Genomic DNA, 16,738 nt, shown 5'->3' with positions numbered 1-16,738 from the left:
ATGCGTCTCCGTCCTGACCGGACAAACCCGACTCTCCACCGGCACTGATAGAGTATCGTTACATTGTGTGTAGAGACTATATTGCAGAACGATCTGATGTCAAAATAATAAAGTATGGTTGGAACGATTCCTTCTGACGGTTAAATTTCGAGTGCTGAGAAATAAATATCGCATAATATCATGCGTAATTTTGGGTTTTTTAAGAGGAAAACAAGTTTTAATGAGCATACCTAAATTATTACATCTATATAAAATAATTATAGAAAATATATTTCTATGAAATCCTTTGAAACACTTAAAAATAATATAAATTATCAAAATTATTTTTGTAAGTATTTTGTAATAATTTAATTATTATTTATTTAAATATGTATGAGGCGCCCCCTGCTTGATGGGTTCGACGGAAGACGGATCATCGGAGGATATGTGTGATCAGAACCTGGGGTGGGGCCTCCAGATAGAGGAGTCGAATTTCCTGGATCACCAAGCGAGTGAGCTTTTGCGACATGGCGGCAGGCGCTTTCTGAACGTAAGCGTATTGGCGTGGGAGCGCATAATGGGACATTATGTAACCTCCGTATTCGGGTATTGCTGCGGAATAGGCTACAGAGGCCGCTGTCAAAACAAAATTTTGATAAAAACAACGGTTTGTCAATCGACAATGTCATGCAGTGAGCTTCTTCACGAAACCGCTCACAAGGTGCAGGCTACATTGGTTGTGTGCCCCCGCAACCACTGATACCGACACTCCCGTGAGCCCGGCTCCGGGAGTGTTTCTTTTTTCAGCCTTTCCAATGGTTTGCCGCTCAATCCAGGTCAGAATCGTGCCCAGTTTTTCACGCAGCATCGCGTCGATCTCACCCCGGTTCGGGCCGGGCGTCAGCACGACCTTCTCGATCAGCGCCCGCAGCGCTTCGGCCGCTTCAAGCCGTTCCTCGGGACGGTTGAGGGCATCGGTCAGGCGGCCGACCTTGCGCCCGTAGACCGCTGAAGCGCTCGGCAGTAGGTCCGGCACATCGTCGGGGGTGTCGGAGAGCAGGGCAGCCAGTTCGGCCTTGCGGGCTTCGAGCGTGTCCATCTCCGCTTTCATGCTGGGATGGAACATGCCTTCCTTGATGGCCTCGATGATGCCCCGGATCTGTTTCTCGACCTTCACCTGTTCCGCCTGCCAGACATCGGCGTTGGACCGACGCTCGCGGTTGAGACGATTGGTCTCCTCGGCATAGGCACGCATGGCCTCGGCCGCGATCTCGGGGGCCATCATCCGGTCCTTGAGACCAGAGAGCACGCGGCGTTCCAGATCGGGGCGGGGGATCGTTCGGCTGTTGGCGCAGGAGCCATTGGTGACATGGGACGAGCAGGCGAAGCGGTCTGAACCCCGTAGCGTATAAGGACCACCACACTGGCCGCAGAACAGCAGGCCCGACAGCAGGGATTTCGGCCGGCGGGTGCCATTCAGCCGGTTGCGCTTGTGGTGGGCGCGAACAGCCTCGGTGACATTGACGTATTTCTCGGCAATGATGCTCTGGCGGGCCTTGGTCGCCTGCCAGAGGGCATCATCGACGATCCGCAGATCGGGTACGTCTGTGATGACCCACTCCGATTCCGGGTTGAGGCGCGAGACGCGCTTGCCCGTCGACGGATCTTTGACGTAGCGCTGGCGGTTCCAGACCAATCGGCCGATATACAGCTCATTGTTGATGATGCCGGTGCCGCGCTTCACATGGCCCCGGATGGTAGTGTCACTCCACAGCTTGCCCTCCGGGCCGGCGATGCCTTGATCGTTCAGGGCCTTGGCAATGGCGCGTGGCCCAATGCCGGCGGCGAAGTCACGGAAGATGCGGCGGACGACCTCCGCCGGATGCGCGTCGATCTCGCGATCGCCCCGGATCTGTTCGCCTTTGGCGTCGAACTGGCGGACGACGCGATAGCCGTAGCACAGGCCGCCGCCGGATTTACCGTCCTCAACCCGGCCGCGCAGTCCGCGATGGGTCTTGGCGGCGAGGTCTTTCAGAAAGAGGGCATTCATCGTGCCCTTGAGGCCGACATGCAGTTCGCTGATCTCACCTTCGGCCAGGGTGACGATCGGCACGCCGGCGAATTTCAGGTGCTTGAACAGGGTGGCGACGTCGGCCTGGTCGCGCGAGACGCGGTCTAGCGCCTCGGCCAGTACGATGTCGAACCGTCCGGCCTGGGCGTCCTGCAACAGGGTCTGGATGCCGGGGCGCAGGATCATGCTGGCCCCCGAAATGCCTGCGTCCTTGTAGGCACCAATGACCTTCCACTTCTCTCGTTTTGCGTGTTCACGGCAGATGCGGAATTGGTCCTCGATCGAGGCGTCGCGCTGGTTGTCGGACGAATAGCGGGCATACAGGGCGACGCGGATCATGGGATGTTCCTTATCAGGCGACCTTGTCCATCCGGCTGGGCCGGATCAGCACCTCGGCCGAGATGCCGAGGCCGTCATGCAACTGGCGGATCATGTCGATCGACAGGCCACGCTTGCGGTTCAGCACGTCGGCTACCCGGTTGCGCGGGCCGATCATCGGCTCCAGATCCTTGCGGGTGAGCCCCTGCTGCTCCATCCGAAAGCGGATCGCCTCGACAGGATCGGGCGGGTCGATCGGATGGTGCTTGGCCTCATAGGCGTCGATCAGGGTTGCCAGCACGTCGAGCCTGTCGCCGTCCAGTGTGCCGCTCTTCGCACCCCATAGCCGCCCGACTTCTCCCAGCGCTGCGTCATAATCCGCCTCGTTGCGGATGGGCTTCAGATCAGCCGTCATGTTCCACCTCCGTCACGTCGATCCTGTCATACGCCTTATGCGTGCCGATCCATTTGATCCAGACGATGCCTTTCTCGAAATCGACCGCCACAACCAGGCGATAGGCATTGCCCTTGATGTTGAAGACGATCCGCTCGGCGCTGACGATGCTGGCCGTGGCATAAAGCCGCTTCACATCGGCGGTGCTCGTCCACGCAGCTTTGCCGACTTCGGCGAACCAGGCGTCCAGCGCCGCCTTCACGGCCGGCTGCTCCTTCTGGCCCGCCAGACTGTCGACGAACTCTCTCAGCGTGCGACGGGCGATGATCCTCATTGACTGGCCTTATATCACGGGACCATAATGGTCACAAGAAAAATACACGACAGCCCGACGAAGGGTCGTTCGCCGGGAGAAAACGCAGCCGGGGAGGGGAGGCTACCGCAGAGAACGGGATCGGTTCTGTCGGGCCTGTTTCCGCTCCAGGGCGCTGGCACGTTCAAACTGCTCGCGAGCCATCTGCCGGCCGATCAGGCGGGCGAGGGAGCGAATGGTGTTATTGGACGGGCGGAACGCGTCTTCAGCCGTTTCCGCCTCGGCGGGGCCGAACACCTCGATCCTGATCCTGTCGGGTTTGTGTGCCATCCTGTCCACCTTCCAGGTCATGGGGCGACAGGACCGATGAAGGACAGGACAAGGGGATTTGAGAAGACCATGCGGCAGTCCGTGCGGTAATCGGCGGTGATCGCGCAGAAAAGGGAGGCTTATCGGTCGTGGAAAAAATGATCATTCTTCTGGCGATTGGATACGCCCTTGGATTCTATGTTCGGGATCGCCGCGCGACGGCCGACCTGGCACAGGCCGGGCAGCAGATTGCCGAAAGGAATGCCCGACTTCAGAGTCTGGATCGTCAGATATCTGGACGCGACACAGAGCTTTCGTCGTTACGCCGCCGGATTTCCACATTGGAAACACAGGCCGCCGACCAGAAGAAGGAGGTAGAGCGTCGGCGGCAGTATTTTCAGGACAACGATCTGTCCAACACGCAGAATCAGCTACATTTCATTAGTCAGTGCAGTCTGCGGGCCGTTCGTCCCGTCAACAAGGAAGCTGTGCAGGTGCTCTACGCGCTCGACGAGTGGATCAGGACGTATCAGCCCGACTGGCGTTTCGCCTTCGAAGTCTCGATGGGTGGGTTCCTCAGAACGACTTTTGACCCGGAAGATCCGCGCCAGAAGCAGGCTTTCAGCTCCTATAGCGGCAAGCGTGTCGATTTCCTGCTAATCGATCGCTATGGGCTGCCAGTTATGGTGATCGAATATCATGGCACAGGCCACGATTTGTCCGGCGATGCGGATGACCGCATGGCGGTAAAGCGTCTGGCCTTGCAGAAGGCCGGTATCCCGCTGCTCGAAATTCCCGAAAAGATGGCCAAACCTCAAATCATGGCTGCCATTTCCGAGGCAGCCGGGTCGGCTCTCAAGGTAAAAACAGGCTAAGGGAGTGCCAGGACGCGTATCAGATGACTTTGTCCCGGACCGCCCCTATGACCATAGTCATGGTTACGGCTACGCAAAGCATCACAGGCTCTCATGCGGTTATTTCTGCGTCGTCACCTGCCGCATGCAGGGCAAAGCCGACGGTACCGGGTGCTTCCAGACCGGCCTTCAGCTCCATGGTGGGGATCTGATAGTCACCACCATTCTGTTGCCGGTACGGGATCGGCGCCGTTGTTGTCAGTGTCCGCATCCGTTCGCGGAGCTGCTCCGCCAGAATGTCGAAACCCGTGTCATCCAGTCGATCCACCTTATAGGCCACGAACGGCGGCAGGACGGTGAAACCCGGATAGAACAGGATGCCGTGATGGATGGGAAACAGCAGATCGTCGATCGGACCGTTGATCCCGCGCGCGGAATAATGTTCCGGCCAGCCTCCGGCGGTGACGACCAGCATGGCGCGCTTGCCCGCCATCGTCCCCTCGCCGTAGCGGTCACCCCAACGGCAGTCGCTGTGTTCGCCGACACCATAGGCGAACCCGCAGGCATAGACGCGATCCACCCAGCCCTTGAGGATCGCGGGCATGGCGAACCACCAGAGCGGGAACAGGAGAATCACCGTGTCGGCCCAGCGCAGCTTGTCCTGCTCGGCCTTCACGTCATCCGTCAGGCCGCCCTCGGCGAATTCGCGCGAGGATGCGGAAGCCACTTTCAGGCGCTCGTCCGTTGGGATGTCCGGGAAGTCGGACCGGTCAACTGTCGCTTTCCAGCGCATAGCGTAGAGGTCGGATACCCTGACCTCATGGCCCTGTGCCTGCAACGCGGTGATGGCGACATCGAGCAGAGCGCCGTTGAGAGAGTGCCGTTCGGGATGGGCGAAGACGATCAGGATATTCATGAGCGTGTCTTTCCACGGAAAGAAATTTCGTGTTCGGCCCAGGCTAGCCGATAGGCTACCGTTCTCCCATACGATGAGAACGAAAGGCATAATGCTGGAAAATGGAACAATCCCTGATCTCGCTGGAGCGCATGCGGACCTTCGTGCGTGTTGCTGAACGCGGCAATCTGGCAGCCGTCGCGCGGGAAACCGGTGCGGGGTCATCAACCATCACGCGGCATTTGCACGAACTTGAAGAGGCTCTGGGCGTGTCGCTGCTGACGCGGACAACGCGCCGCACCGCGCTGACCGATGAAGGAACGCGCTATTATGCTCATTGCGTGCAGATCCTCTCCCTCGTCGAGCAGGCGAGCCAGGAAATGCGCGATACGCGGCAGGCAACGGCCGGGACGGTGCGTATCTCCTGCACCGGCGCGCTGGGTGTGCTGCATGTCGGACGCCTCATCTATGAGTTTCAGGACCGGAACCCGGGCATACGGGTCGAGTTCGGGCTGACGGACGAGCGCATCGATCTGGTGCGCGAGGGGGTCGATATCGCCATCCGCCTCGGCCCTCTGACCGATTGCGCGATGAAACTACGGTCCTTGGGCGAGAGTGGGCGCCTGCTTGTCGCATCGCCCGAATGGCTGCGCCGTCATGGCCCGGTGCGGCGGCCGGAGGATCTGCGCAACCGGGAGGGCGTGCGGATGTCGCGCGTGCAGGGCTCGGAGCGGCTGGTTCTGCGGAGCGCGGAAGGTAGAAACCATGTCGTGCCATTTCATGGCCGTCTGGTCGTTGATCATGGTCTGGCTGCGCGCGACGCGTTTCTGGCCGGGCGAGGTTACGGTCCGGCCCATCGCTGGCTGGTGGAGGATTGCCTGCGGGATGGTCGTCTTGAACAGGTCTTGCCCGACTACACTCTTCCGGCGGTACCGCTGAGCATGCTGATTGCACCGGAGCGGACGAATTTGACGCGGGTTCGGCTCTGCATTGAATTCCTCACGTCAGGGGCTGGAGAAATTCCGGGTATTCGCTGATGAGCGGATGGCCGTGAAATCTCAAGCATCGCGAAACATCCTTCTCTGTTCATCAGATTGTCTGGAAGAACGGTCTGATTGCAACGCATGGGTGCCATTTCTAGGCTGTAGGAGGGGCGAAAAGAAAGAAGAAAACGCTAATGGCTCCGCCCTCGCGCCGGCAAGGGTTCGCGCCAGCGCGCTGACGCCGTCCGATGGGGTGTCCCCGATCTTCCTTCGCTGCGCTCCGTGCAGACCGGGAGATACCCCTCCCCATCGGTCGCCCTTGCCGTTGCTACCCCGCTGCTCGCCGCGAGGCAGAGGAACAGCGGGGGCTGTTCCTCGCGGAACAAAGGGCAAAGACCATGACCGGCAACACCACGACGGCGACCGATTTCCGCAACACCATCCTCAACGGCGACAGCGTGCAGCTTATGCGCGCACTCCCCCGCAATGCGGTGGATTTCATCCTGACAGACCCGCCTTACCTCGTGAACTACACGGGCAGGGACGGGCGGAAGGTTCGCAATGACGACAATGCGCGCTGGCTCCGGCCCGCCTTCAACCAGATGCACCGTGTCCTGAAATGGGGCGGGTTTGCTGTTTCGTTCTATGGCTGGAACCGCATAGACTTGTTTGCCGATGCCTGGAAGGCGGCAGGGTTCCGCATGGTCGGGCATATTGTCTTTCGCAAGTCTTATTCATCTTCCTCCCGTTTTCTCCGGTATGAACACGAAAGCGCCTACCTGCTGGCCAAGGGGAAAGTGACACCACCCGCAAAGCCCATCCCGGACGTGCTCGACATGCCCTATTCGGGCAACAAACTGCACCCGACGCAAAAGCCGGTGGCGGCTCTCCTTCCCTTGGTGGAAGCCTTCTGCCCTGTAGGCGGTCTGGTGCTGGACCCGTTTGCGGGTTCGGGTTCGTCGCTGGTGGCGGCGCAGCATCTCGGGCGTGACTGGCTGGGGATGGAATTGGACGCAGACCACGTGGCAACGGCGACCCGGCGCTTGGCCTGGCACGCGGCGAAGAAAATAGCAGCATAGGGAGTGAACGCCGCAGGGCCGACAATTCGGTTCTGCGGTGCCCGCTTCCTTGGCCTATCTGTCCGCATAAATTTGCGCCGATCCGACTTCGCGGATCGGCGACGGGAAGATGGAAAATAAGTGCCACTCGCCGGGTGCGTGCCCGGCTCGCGGACTATTCCGGCACGCGCGGACGAACGCCATAACGTCGTGCGATCGCGTTACGAGATCGACATATCTCCAAACACAGTCTGCACAAAATTTTCCCTTTACGCATCCTGATGTTCCTGCTGCCAGAAGCAGGCGCAAGAGGAAGGGTAATGCGATGCCGATATCAGATTGGCAGTCGCCGGCCGCTTACGAACACGCACAAGACATAGCTGCCGCCGGCATGGCCTGGGAATATCTTCGACGTGACGACGAATACCGTCGCGCGTTCCAAAAGATGAAAACGCTTCCGGTTCCGAAGCCAGGGGGCAGCAAAGTCTTTTCCAAACGATGGGGTTTGCGATTTCCCTGTCGATCCGTCGCAGCCTGCCGGCCGCACGCCTGTCTTCTGGATACCGGAACTCTCGCCTGACGTCATTGAACTGCACGCAGCACTTGCGGACGCGGATGATCCGGCCGTCATGCCGATCAACCTGACGGAATTACCTGGTCTCGTTGCACGGCTGGATGAAAATGAAGCGTGGCATGGTTTCTGGCGGCCCGGCTCGTCGGCACATCAATTCTGGCTCCCGACACATCCACCAGATGGGCGCGCCACCTGTGTCGTGATCCTGCCGTTCGATAAGCTGCTGGAGCTTCGCGCGGAGGCCGTGCTGCGTTTATGGCGCGCGCTGGTCGGCCGACCAGAGGGCAAGTGGGCGCATGATTTCCCGCAACAGACGCGGGACCGGCATATCCTGATGCTCCGGGCGTTTGACGGGCGGGAGGCTGGCGCGAGTTATCGCAAGCTTGCCGAGATTTTGCTCGCGTTTCGAGGTGGAAAGGCGAACTGGGACAGCGATCCTCGCAAGAATCAGGTCCGTCGGCTTGTCGCTGATGGTCGGTATTATGTTCGTGGCGGTTATCGGAACCTGTTGCGCTACCCGACCCGACTGGCGGGTCATTGAACATCAATATGGATACGAAAGGATTTTCTTATTATGTACTAATACTTTCAAGTTTTGTTTTTACATTTTCTTGAGACAAGTAACCTTCTAGCTGTCTTTCAATTCTATTTGATAATTTTTCAGTGCTTGCAAGAACGAACACTGGCGCACCAGTTCTCTTTTGAAAATAGGAAATAAAAACGGCCTTTATTTCTTTTGCAAGTTCCCAACTATCCATCGTGTTGACGGCCTCCTTGAATAAAACCTGATTATATTCGATTCCTCTATCGCTGAACTCACCTAAAGCACTATCAATTGACGAAAAAATCGAGAAAAAATCGGGAAACTTTCTCGTGTCCACGATTAACTTGGGCGTATAGTCAGAGAGTGCTCTTCTGAATGAATGGGCAGACATGTTTGAAATTGGAATGAGAATCACCCTTACTGCCTCAAAATCATCAAACAGTCCGAGTTGTTGAGCATGTCTAAGGCCCCACTCGTTACGCTGTTTTACAGCTTTCGAGGAAGGTAAAGAGGAGTAAACAAGCCGAATTTTTGAATCAGACATTCTCCAGTTCCAATCCTAATTTGGCCTCCATTGACGAGTAAGCGATTTTGTAAACGTCTGTTGGATTTCCCCATTGAGGTGCGCCAAAGACAAACGTCCCGGAGATCTTATCTTTATAATTTCTATCTTTAAGAAATACTCTACGATAGAGATTGGGGGCAACTCCGACAAAGGGACGGAATAGAACGTGAGAGCCGCCGGTTGAGGGAGGTTTCCATTCGTTAGACTCTGTAGTAATAGAATCGCAATGTAATTCTGTCGCTTTACTCTTAGGGTAGGGCTCAATAAACTGAACTTCGTCAATTCCAGAAGCGACTATGTGGCGAGCGCAGTAATGACATGGGTAAGTTGTTACGTACATCCGACATGCTTGAGGGGATGTTCCAGATATCGAGGCAGAGAGGATCGCATCCATTTCTGCGTGAACGGCACGGCTAAATTCAATGAGACCGCCGATTCTAGTGCTTCGGATGGCTTTTAATACTTCAGATTTGTCTTTCCCTTCAGTTAATTGAGGAAATTCTTCAAATAACTCGTTAATTATTTTATTTTGCTCATGATTGCTGCTACAAAATTTCGTATCACGAAATGCGCACCTCTCGTCGCCCTCGACTTGTGTTGTAAAGCTCTCACCATATAGCCCACCGCCTGCTTTCGGTACATCGTTTGTGCCGGTTGAAACGACATTGCCATGTATATCGACCAAGGCTGCTCCGACTTGACGAGAAAGGCAGGCACTTCGCATTTGCGCAGAACATGCTTGATGCATTGCGGTTTCTGCTATGCTCGGACGTACGATTTTTGTTTGTGTGATAAGATTCACAAAGCGACGGATTTGGTCGTTCATGCCGGTTAACAAGAGACTATCACCAGCATCTTGTGAGTTATCCACAAAAAAATCTGCTTCATAAAATGTATCAGAAACATGCTGCCCATATTTCTCTGGAGCATTTTCGTCACGAGTTAAAAAAATCCTAACTTGTTCTTGAATTCCTTTGTCGCTCCACTGCGCGCGATCAAATAAATTTTCTCTAATTCTTTTTTCACGTTTTGCAGGGTCGCAAACAACACCTAAAAGTGTGAATGCTTCTTGGTAGACTTCACGAAATAATGCGACTTCTGCAGGATGGCGAAGTGAGTCAATGATGTATGCTCTTCGCGTCCCATCAGGCGTTACGGGTTCGCCTGAAAACGTTTGCCCTTGTAGTTGAGCGCGACGTTCCGCAATTTCTTTGAGTACGAGTCTAGCAATGGCTGAATGATCCTCAGGTAGTCCATATGAATCGCCTTTTCTTAATTCATCACCTCTGTCTTGCATGATTTGTACGTTTTCAAGGGATTTTCTTTCTTTGATATTTGGTACTAAAAAATTTTTGCTTTCTGCTGCGCGTCGTATTGTAGAGCTGGCTTTAATTATTTCTGACTGAAAGTCATTTTCTTCAAAGAAGGTCTTTAAAATATTCGCCGCTGTACCTGATCCAGCACCTGCAGGACCGACTATCGCAACGAAGACTTCGTTTGTCCGAAGCTCCTTTAAAACATCTTGACCAGCTTGCGTGCTCGCTGGACGAGAAGTGCGTTTCGAGGCAGCTGAGAGTGGCATGGAGGTCATGATGGTCCGTAAATCGCTTCGTTGGAATCGTCTCCCTTTCCATAGCCGAGGTTGGTGCTAACCGTCCACGACGCTATAATCTCTTGACAAAACGAGTTTAAGTTGAGTGACGATTTTTATGCTATCTGAATCAGCGGTGGATTTTTAAATTCCATTATTAATTTCAGATACTTATATACAAAATCCGGGTGCCGAATATATCATTACATAATTCCGGCACTCTCCAGACCGTCGATCCTCCGCCACGGTTCGCCATGGCCCGCTGTCGTGACCGACAGCCGCCGAACCCAACCGGAGGCCCGATCATGCTCGATCCTAAGACGGGGTTGCCGCCCCGTTTCCTGCGCACGCCCGATGCGGCGCGCTTCCTCGGTATTTCCATCCGTACGCTGGAAAAGCACCGTACCTATGGCACAGGCCCAACCTATCGGAAGATCGGCGGTCGCATCGTCTACGCCCTCCCAGATCTTCAGGGCTGGGTCGAGAACGGTATCCGCAGGTCCACGACGGATGAGACACTCTGCCGTGTCTTTCCCGCCCGTCCCCTGACCCCGGCCGAAAAGGCGACCCTCTGAATGGCCGGCGTCATGCCGCAGCGTGGCCAGCAAGGGCAGGAGAGCGAGCGGCTTCGCCTCGATCCCTTCGTGATCGCGGGGGGCGATGCCAGCCCTCGCGACCAGCGCGATCTGATGGAGCGCCCTTTCTTCTCTCTCTCCAAGGCAAAGCGGGTCGCGCCGATCCTCTACGAGGCAGGCGGTCAGCGTGTCGAGATTCATGGTCTGGCTGAGCACGGCATGGCGACCATCTGGGATGCCGATGTGCTGATCTGGGCCGCCAGCCAGATCGTCGAGGCTGAGAACGGTGGTCTCAGGACGTCCCGCTTCCTGCGCTTCACCCCCTACCAGCTTCTGACCGCCGTTGGTCGTGCCACGGGTGCACGGGACTACCGGTTGCTCAAGGCCGCATTCGCCCGGCTGCAATCGACCGTGATCCGCACCACCATCCGCAACGGCGAGCGTTGGCGCCGGCACCAGTTCTCTTGGATCAACGAATGGGAGGAACGGACCACCCGCGACGGCCGTGTCGAAGGCATGGAGTGCGTTCTGCCGGAGTGGTTCTATCGCGGCGTCATCGACCGTTCGCTGGTTCTGACCATCGACCCGGCCTATTTCCGCCTGACAGGCGGCATCGAACGCTGGCTCTATCGCGTCGCCCGCAAGCATGCCGGGCATCAGCCACAGGGCTGGCTGTTCGAGATCGCCCATCTTCACGAAAAATCCGGCAGCCTGGCGCGTGTCTCCGATTTCGCGCTCGACCTGCGCCGCATCGCCGCCCGCCAGTCGCTCCCCGGTTATCGCCTTGCGATCCGGCGCGAGGGGCGGCGGAACCTGCTGCATATTTGTCCCGTCAACTTATCCACAGTGCCTGTGGATGACGGTGTGGACGGACACGGGATTTCGGGCGCAGGGACTATCGGGACTTCGGGCGCATCACTATCGGGATTGCAGGCGCACGAACCCCAGTTAAGTCTTTGGCCTGAAACGCGGAATCGCGTTCCTAACTTAGAGTCTAACTTAGACTCTAACTTTTTGATGTTGGGGCGACCGGTTGCCGACCGTGGTGCCGGTGCCGCCGACAGGACCTGCGATCCGCACGCGTGTGGTCTTTCTCCCATACCGGGAGACGAGCCATGACCAGCGTCACAACGTCCCGTGCGCGGGGCCACGCCCTGTCGTTCCCCCGCGACGCGTTGACCCATGTCGAACTGACCCACATCGAGAAGCGCGTCGAGAACTGGATCAGGTTCGGCCATGAGGCTCAGGAACAGATCCTCGATCGACGCCGTCGTATCTTCTCTTTCCGTCCCGGCAGCGTCTTCGCTTTCGTTCGCTGGGCGGCCAATGATTTCGGCACGATCGTGTCACGCATCGACATCCTGCGCGCCGTGGTACCGGGAGAACCTTGCCAGACGGTGCCTTTCGTCCGGCCGGGCGCCGAAATTCTGTTGCGGGTCGCGGGCTGGCCGAAGGTCGAGCAGGTGCTCCGCCATATCGACGGGGTGGAAGAGGCCGGTATCGACGCCTGCACGGTCGCGCCCGATCACTGGCGGCATGTTGGCAACCGGCTGAACGCGGGTGAGCAGCTGCGCCCCTACACGATGGCACGTCATCGGGCCTGGCTCAGACGGCAGGAGATCAGGCCATGACTCGCTTCGGTTATGTCATGGCGACGTATTTTACCGCGATGGGCGTCGCCGTCGCGTCTATCGTCCCCGTGCCGGTGAAGCTGCTCTGGAACGCCTCCGCCAGCACGACCCTCGGCCTCTACGACCTTACAGCGCCGAACGGGCTGAAGGCCGGTGATCTGGTCGCCGTCAGGCCACCGAAACCGCTGGCCGATTTCATGGTCAGGCGCGGCTATATCGGGCGGGGTGTGCCGCTGCTGAAACCCGTCGCGGCATTGTCGGGGCAACAGGTTTGCCGTGTCGGCCGTACCGTCACCGTGGATGGTGTGCCGCTCGGCGAGGCGCAGGAGCGTGACCGGCGCGGACGAATATTGCCGGTCTGGCAGGGCTGCCGCCGTATCGCACCCGATCAGATTTTTCTCATGAACCCGTCCGTTCGCGACAGTCTGGACGGCCGCTATTTCGGTCCGCTCCCGCGCGCCGCCGTGATCGGCCGGGCGACGCCGCTCTACACCGACGAGCGCGGTGACGGTCATTTCGTCTGGCGCGGCCTGTTTGCTGACAGGCCGATGCCGTCCTTTCCCAACATCGCTATGGAGACTTCCCATGCCGCAGATCGGTAGCTTCACGCGCGACAAGGCCGGCTTTGCCGGGCGTATCCAGACCTTCCTCGGCTCCCATGAGATCGTCATTGTGCCGGCAGACAAATCGGACTCCGACAACGCACCGGATTATCGTATCCATCGTGATGACGAGGATGGCCCGGAGATCGGTGCCGCCTGGAAACGCACGGGCGAGCGTGCCGGGGATTACGTTGCCCTGCTGATCGACGATCCGCTCCTGGCACAGCCGTTGCGCGCCAATCTGTTCCGTGACGGCAGCAATGGCGGTCTCTGGTCGCTGCACTGGAGCCGGCCGCCGAAGCGCGATGGGCGAGACTGACGTCATGCACAATCAGACCATGCTCGCCTGTCTGCTGGCGGCGGGGTGTTTCGTTGCCACGGTGCCGGTCGCTGTATCGGCGCAGACAATCGACATCTCGTATGCCGCCGAGATTGCCGAGGCAGCACGGCGCTTCGACATTCCCGCGACCTGGATCAGGGGCGTGATGGGCGCCGAGAGTGCTGGCGATCCGGGGGCCGTTTCATCGGCGGGCGCGATGGGACTGATGCAGATCATGCCCGGCACATGGGCGGATCTGCGCATCCGGCATCATCTCGGTCGCAATCCCTACGATCCGCGTGACAACATTCTGGCCGGCGCGGCGTATCTCCGTGAGTTGCATGACCGCTATGGATCGCCGGGTTTTCTTGCCGCCTATAATGCTGGTCCCGATCGCTATGAGGAGTCTCTGGCAGGGCGTCCGCTCCCTTTCGAAACGCGCGCCTATGTCGCTTCCATTGCGCCGTTTATTGGCGGTGTCGGCGATGCTTCCGTCATGATCGCGGCAGCCGATCGGTTTGCCTGGACCCGTGCGCCGCTCTTCATCGTGCAGCCGGATCGTAGCACGGGGGTCGCGTCTGTGCGCGATATGTCGGGGATCATGCCGCGCTCGGATGGTCTGTTCGTGGTGGCTGGCAACATGGGATCGCGGCCATGATGACAATGTGCAGGGCAGGCGGTGGAGAGGCGGAAAGAGGGCAGAAGAGGGAGCGCAAGATTAAAGCGGACGGCACCCCATGGGTCCGATCCGCCGAGCAAGCCCTTGTCTGCACATTGTTTTGGGTGGCACCCCCTTTGAAGGGATATGGTGCCTGCACAGGCGGAAAAGTCAGTTTCCGCCCCGTTTTTCGCGGCACTCTTGCCTGTTTTTGGCAGTTTCGGGCGGATCGGCGGCCGTGAGCGCGGGTGACGACAACCGGTTCCGCCCGAGGCTGGGTCACATTCGCGCCGACACGCCGAAGGCTGGTCGCGCCAGGAGTTTCCTGACCAGGGTGCGGACGGTTACATGCCAGCAGCAGGCGGCGAGCGGCGGGAGCGGACGTCCCCGAGGAGGTGGTCCCAGCCGTACGCCGAAGGGGGAGGGAAGCATCGCGTCCGGGCGTGGCGTGCGGCGCGGTCGGGGGGCAACGTTCGTGCGTGCCCGGAACCTCTCGAATGGCTGGAGCCATCGGCGACCAGGCAGTCGCCGTGTCGTCGTCAAATCCCGCTCCGTCCGCGCTGCCGGGCGGAATGGCAAGGCCGCCGCCCATCTTCGCTATATCCAGCGCGACGGCACCGCCCGCGATGGCGAGTGGGGACGGCTTTATTCTGGGAGCGAAGACCGTGCCGATGGTGATGCGTTTCTCGATCGCGGGCGCGATGACCGCCATCAGTTCCGGTTCATTGTTTCGCCGGAGGATGCCGGGGATCTTGCCGATCTGACGGGCTACACCCGCGACCTGATGGCGCAGGTTGAAGCCGATGTCGGGACGAAGCTCGATTGGGTCGCCGTCAACCACCACAATACCGGCCATCCCCATGTGCATGTCGTCGTCAACGGCCGTGACGACCTGGGCGAGGATCTGGTTATCAACGGCGACTATCTCGCCAGCGGCATCCGCGAACGGGCGAGCGAACTGGTCATGCTGGAACTCGGCCCCGTCACCGAGGTCGAGCAGCGCCGTAAGCTGGTTGCCGAAATCGACCAGGATCGTTTTACCCGCATCGATCGGGCGATGCTCGCGGAAGCCAATGACCGGTTTCTCGACTTGCGCCACGAGCCTGATGATCCGCGCGGCCAGGCGGACCGGACGCTCCGCCTACGCCGTCTTGGCAAGCTGGGCGATATGGGTCTTGCCACGGAGCACGGGCCGGGGCTGTGGGAACTGAGCGAGCGGCTGGAGCCGACGCTGCGCGAGATGGGCGAGCGCGGCGACATCATCCGCACGATGCAGAAGGCGCTCCGGGCGGAAGGGGCCGAGCGCGACCCGATGAGCTTCGCGCTCCATGATTCAGAACCCGCGACGCCGATCGTCGGGCGCGTCATCGACAAGCACCTCTCCGACGAACTGGGTGAGGAACTGACGCTGGTGGTCGATGGGATCGATGGCCGCACGCATCATGTCGCCCGCATCGACCCGGTCCGTGTCGTGGAGGCACGGATTGGCAGCATCGTTGAGATTGGCCCGCCTGATAGCGCCGGGCGCCCCTCCGATCGCGCGATTGCCAGCATCGCCGAGGGGGGCGTTTATCGGCCGAGCCGTCATCTGGAACAGGCCCGGTTCGAGGGGCGCGTGCCGAGCGGCGACTATGACGGTTTTGTCGCCTCCCATGTCCGGCGGTTGGAGGCCCTGAGCCGGGCCGGTATCGTCGAACGGATCGACGTCGACCAGTGGCGTATTCCCGAGGATTTCGCCATCCGTGCTGCTGCCCATGATGCGGGGAGGGGCGGCGGGGCCAATATTCGTGTCCTGTCGACTTTCGACCTCGACAGGCAGGTCGGCGCGGATGGCGCGACCTGGCTCGACCGGCGGCTGGTCGGAGGTGTGGTGTCCGATCTGGTGCCCGCCGGCTTCGGGGAACAGGCGCGCGAGGCGATGGAGCAGCGGCGGGAGAGGTTGATCGAGCAGGGTGATGCTGTCCGCCGACCGGATGGGCGTGTCAGCTATCGGCGCAACCTGCTTGCCACGCTTCAGGATCGGGAGGTTGCCCGTGTTGGGGCGGAACTGGCGGCAACAAAATCCGTGCCGTTTCGGGTCGCTGTGGATGGCGAGACAGTCAGCGGTAAGTTCACTGGAGCTGCCCAGCTATCCAGCGGGAAATTCGCCATCGTCGAGAAGTCCCATGAGTTCACGCTGCTCCCGTGGCGGCCTGTGATCGAGCGTCATCTCGGTCAGGAGGTGACAGGCATAGTGCAGGGTGGATCGGTATCGTGGCAGTTAGGACGGGCTAGGGGAGTGGGGCGCTGAAATGTAAGGTCTGGAGAGACTCTCTCGCTGCTGGGAGAGCCTGATTGCAAACTTTTTTAACACGCCTCGCATCGTCACAATGCGCGTAGAGTTTGATACACCCAAGGAGTGCTTTCAATAAGTTAAATTCATTTTCCCGTTCGGCTGGATATCTTATGGACTGCGCGTTCGTATTAATCCCAGATCCAATAGCGTGCCTTATTAGTGGAAAACCA

19 protein-coding genes are annotated in these 16,738 nt (G+C 58.7%); 12 read left to right on the top strand and 7 right to left on the bottom strand.

Features of this window, described 5'->3' with window-relative positions; genetic code table 11:
- Nucleotides 1–664: 664 nt before the first annotated feature.
- The 4 genes from JK202_RS01630 to JK202_RS01615 form a co-directional block, all read right to left on the bottom strand.
- Complete coding sequence (locus JK202_RS01630; protein ID WP_211557367.1) at nt 665–2,389, bottom strand: recombinase family protein; 1,725 nt, start codon at nt 2,387–2,389, stop codon at nt 665–667.
- A gap of 13 nt (nt 2,390–2,402) precedes the next feature.
- Nucleotides 2,403–2,783: a type II toxin-antitoxin system HigA family antitoxin gene (locus JK202_RS01625; protein ID WP_058988011.1), complete on the bottom strand. Its 381-nt coding sequence runs from the start codon at nt 2,781–2,783 to the stop codon at nt 2,403–2,405.
- A complete protein-coding gene (locus JK202_RS01620) occupies nt 2,773–3,096 on the bottom strand; it encodes a type II toxin-antitoxin system HigB family toxin (protein WP_211557365.1) in 324 nt (107 codons plus the stop codon). Before JK202_RS01620 ends, JK202_RS01625 begins: the two co-directional genes overlap by 11 nt.
- A gap of 102 nt (nt 3,097–3,198) precedes the next feature.
- Nucleotides 3,199–3,405, bottom strand: a complete 207-nt coding sequence (locus tag JK202_RS01615) for a hypothetical protein (RefSeq protein ID WP_249199509.1) — start codon at nt 3,403–3,405, stop codon at nt 3,199–3,201.
- Between the two features lie 137 nt (nt 3,406–3,542).
- Between JK202_RS01615 and JK202_RS01610 the strand changes: the two genes are divergently transcribed.
- The gene (locus JK202_RS01610) at nt 3,543–4,259 is read left to right on the top strand and encodes a DUF2726 domain-containing protein (protein WP_211557461.1); all 717 of its coding nucleotides are present in this window, start codon (nt 3,543–3,545) and stop codon (nt 4,257–4,259) included.
- A 91-nt stretch (nt 4,260–4,350) separates the two neighbouring features.
- On the opposite strand, the gene JK202_RS01605 is transcribed toward JK202_RS01610, so the two are convergent.
- Nucleotides 4,351–5,154 (bottom strand): NAD(P)H-dependent oxidoreductase, encoded by an 804-nt coding sequence (locus JK202_RS01605; protein ID WP_211557361.1) that lies wholly within the window; start codon nt 5,152–5,154, stop codon nt 4,351–4,353.
- Between the two features lie 101 nt (nt 5,155–5,255).
- Here JK202_RS01605 and JK202_RS01600 point away from each other — a divergent pair, with 101 nt between their 5' ends.
- From JK202_RS01600 to JK202_RS01590, 4 genes are all read left to right on the top strand, one after another.
- On the top strand, nt 5,256–6,170 hold the full coding sequence (locus JK202_RS01600; protein ID WP_211557359.1) for a LysR family transcriptional regulator: 915 nt from the start codon (nt 5,256–5,258) through the stop codon (nt 6,168–6,170).
- 344 nt (nt 6,171–6,514) lie between these two features.
- Nucleotides 6,515–7,195 (top strand): DNA methyltransferase, encoded by a 681-nt coding sequence (locus tag JK202_RS01595; RefSeq protein ID WP_211557357.1) that lies wholly within the window; start codon nt 6,515–6,517, stop codon nt 7,193–7,195.
- 109 nt (nt 7,196–7,304) lie between these two features.
- Nucleotides 7,305–7,754, top strand: a complete 450-nt coding sequence (locus tag JK202_RS16550) for a transcriptional regulator domain-containing protein (protein WP_408872126.1) — start codon at nt 7,305–7,307, stop codon at nt 7,752–7,754.
- 49 nt (nt 7,755–7,803) lie between these two features.
- Nucleotides 7,804–8,289, top strand: coding sequence for a DUF2285 domain-containing protein (locus JK202_RS01590; protein ID WP_211557355.1), 486 nt, complete (start codon nt 7,804–7,806; stop codon nt 8,287–8,289).
- A 31-nt stretch (nt 8,290–8,320) separates the two neighbouring features.
- On the opposite strand, the gene JK202_RS01585 is transcribed toward JK202_RS01590, so the two are convergent.
- The gene (locus JK202_RS01585) at nt 8,321–8,836 is read right to left on the bottom strand and encodes a hypothetical protein (RefSeq protein ID WP_211557353.1); all 516 of its coding nucleotides are present in this window, start codon (nt 8,834–8,836) and stop codon (nt 8,321–8,323) included.
- A complete protein-coding gene (locus tag JK202_RS01580) occupies nt 8,829–10,448 on the bottom strand; it encodes an anti-phage dCTP deaminase (protein ID WP_211557351.1) in 1,620 nt (539 codons plus the stop codon). Before JK202_RS01580 ends, JK202_RS01585 begins: the two co-directional genes overlap by 8 nt.
- Before the next feature lie 305 nt (nt 10,449–10,753).
- Here JK202_RS01580 and JK202_RS01575 point away from each other — a divergent pair, with 305 nt between their 5' ends.
- The 7 genes from JK202_RS01575 (at nt 10,754) to JK202_RS01545 (ending at nt 16,523) form a co-directional block, all read left to right on the top strand.
- Nucleotides 10,754–11,023 carry an AlpA family transcriptional regulator gene (locus tag JK202_RS01575; protein ID WP_211557349.1) on the top strand — a complete coding sequence of 90 codons (270 nt, stop codon included), beginning with the start codon at nt 10,754–10,756 and terminating at the stop codon, nt 11,021–11,023.
- Nucleotides 11,024–12,142 (top strand): replication initiator protein A, encoded by a 1,119-nt coding sequence (locus JK202_RS01570; RefSeq protein WP_211557347.1) that lies wholly within the window; start codon nt 11,024–11,026, stop codon nt 12,140–12,142. It abuts the gene before it with no gap.
- On the top strand, nt 12,139–12,654 hold the full coding sequence (locus JK202_RS01565; RefSeq protein ID WP_211557346.1) for a DUF2840 domain-containing protein: 516 nt from the start codon (nt 12,139–12,141) through the stop codon (nt 12,652–12,654). Before JK202_RS01570 ends, JK202_RS01565 begins: the two co-directional genes overlap by 4 nt.
- On the top strand, nt 12,651–13,256 hold the full coding sequence (locus tag JK202_RS01560; protein ID WP_211557344.1) for a S26 family signal peptidase: 606 nt from the start codon (nt 12,651–12,653) through the stop codon (nt 13,254–13,256). Before JK202_RS01565 ends, JK202_RS01560 begins: the two co-directional genes overlap by 4 nt.
- On the top strand, nt 13,240–13,575 hold the full coding sequence (locus JK202_RS01555) for a DUF736 domain-containing protein (RefSeq protein WP_211557340.1): 336 nt from the start codon (nt 13,240–13,242) through the stop codon (nt 13,573–13,575). Before JK202_RS01560 ends, JK202_RS01555 begins: the two co-directional genes overlap by 17 nt.
- Nucleotides 13,576–13,579: 4 nt before the next feature.
- On the top strand, nt 13,580–14,233 hold the full coding sequence (locus JK202_RS01550; RefSeq protein WP_211557460.1) for a lytic transglycosylase domain-containing protein: 654 nt from the start codon (nt 13,580–13,582) through the stop codon (nt 14,231–14,233).
- A 79-nt stretch (nt 14,234–14,312) separates the two neighbouring features.
- Nucleotides 14,313–16,523: a relaxase/mobilization nuclease domain-containing protein gene (locus JK202_RS01545; RefSeq protein ID WP_408872125.1), complete on the top strand. Its 2,211-nt coding sequence runs from the start codon at nt 14,313–14,315 to the stop codon at nt 16,521–16,523.
- Nucleotides 16,524–16,738: the final 215 nt, after the last annotated feature.

Origin of the sequence: Gluconobacter sp. Dm-62, assembly GCF_018256155.1 — a bacterium.
In the GTDB taxonomy this organism is placed as follows: domain Bacteria; phylum Pseudomonadota; class Alphaproteobacteria; order Acetobacterales; family Acetobacteraceae; genus Gluconobacter.
Note: the sequence above shows the minus strand (reverse complement) of the source record. Positions and strands in the feature narration are given on the sequence as shown.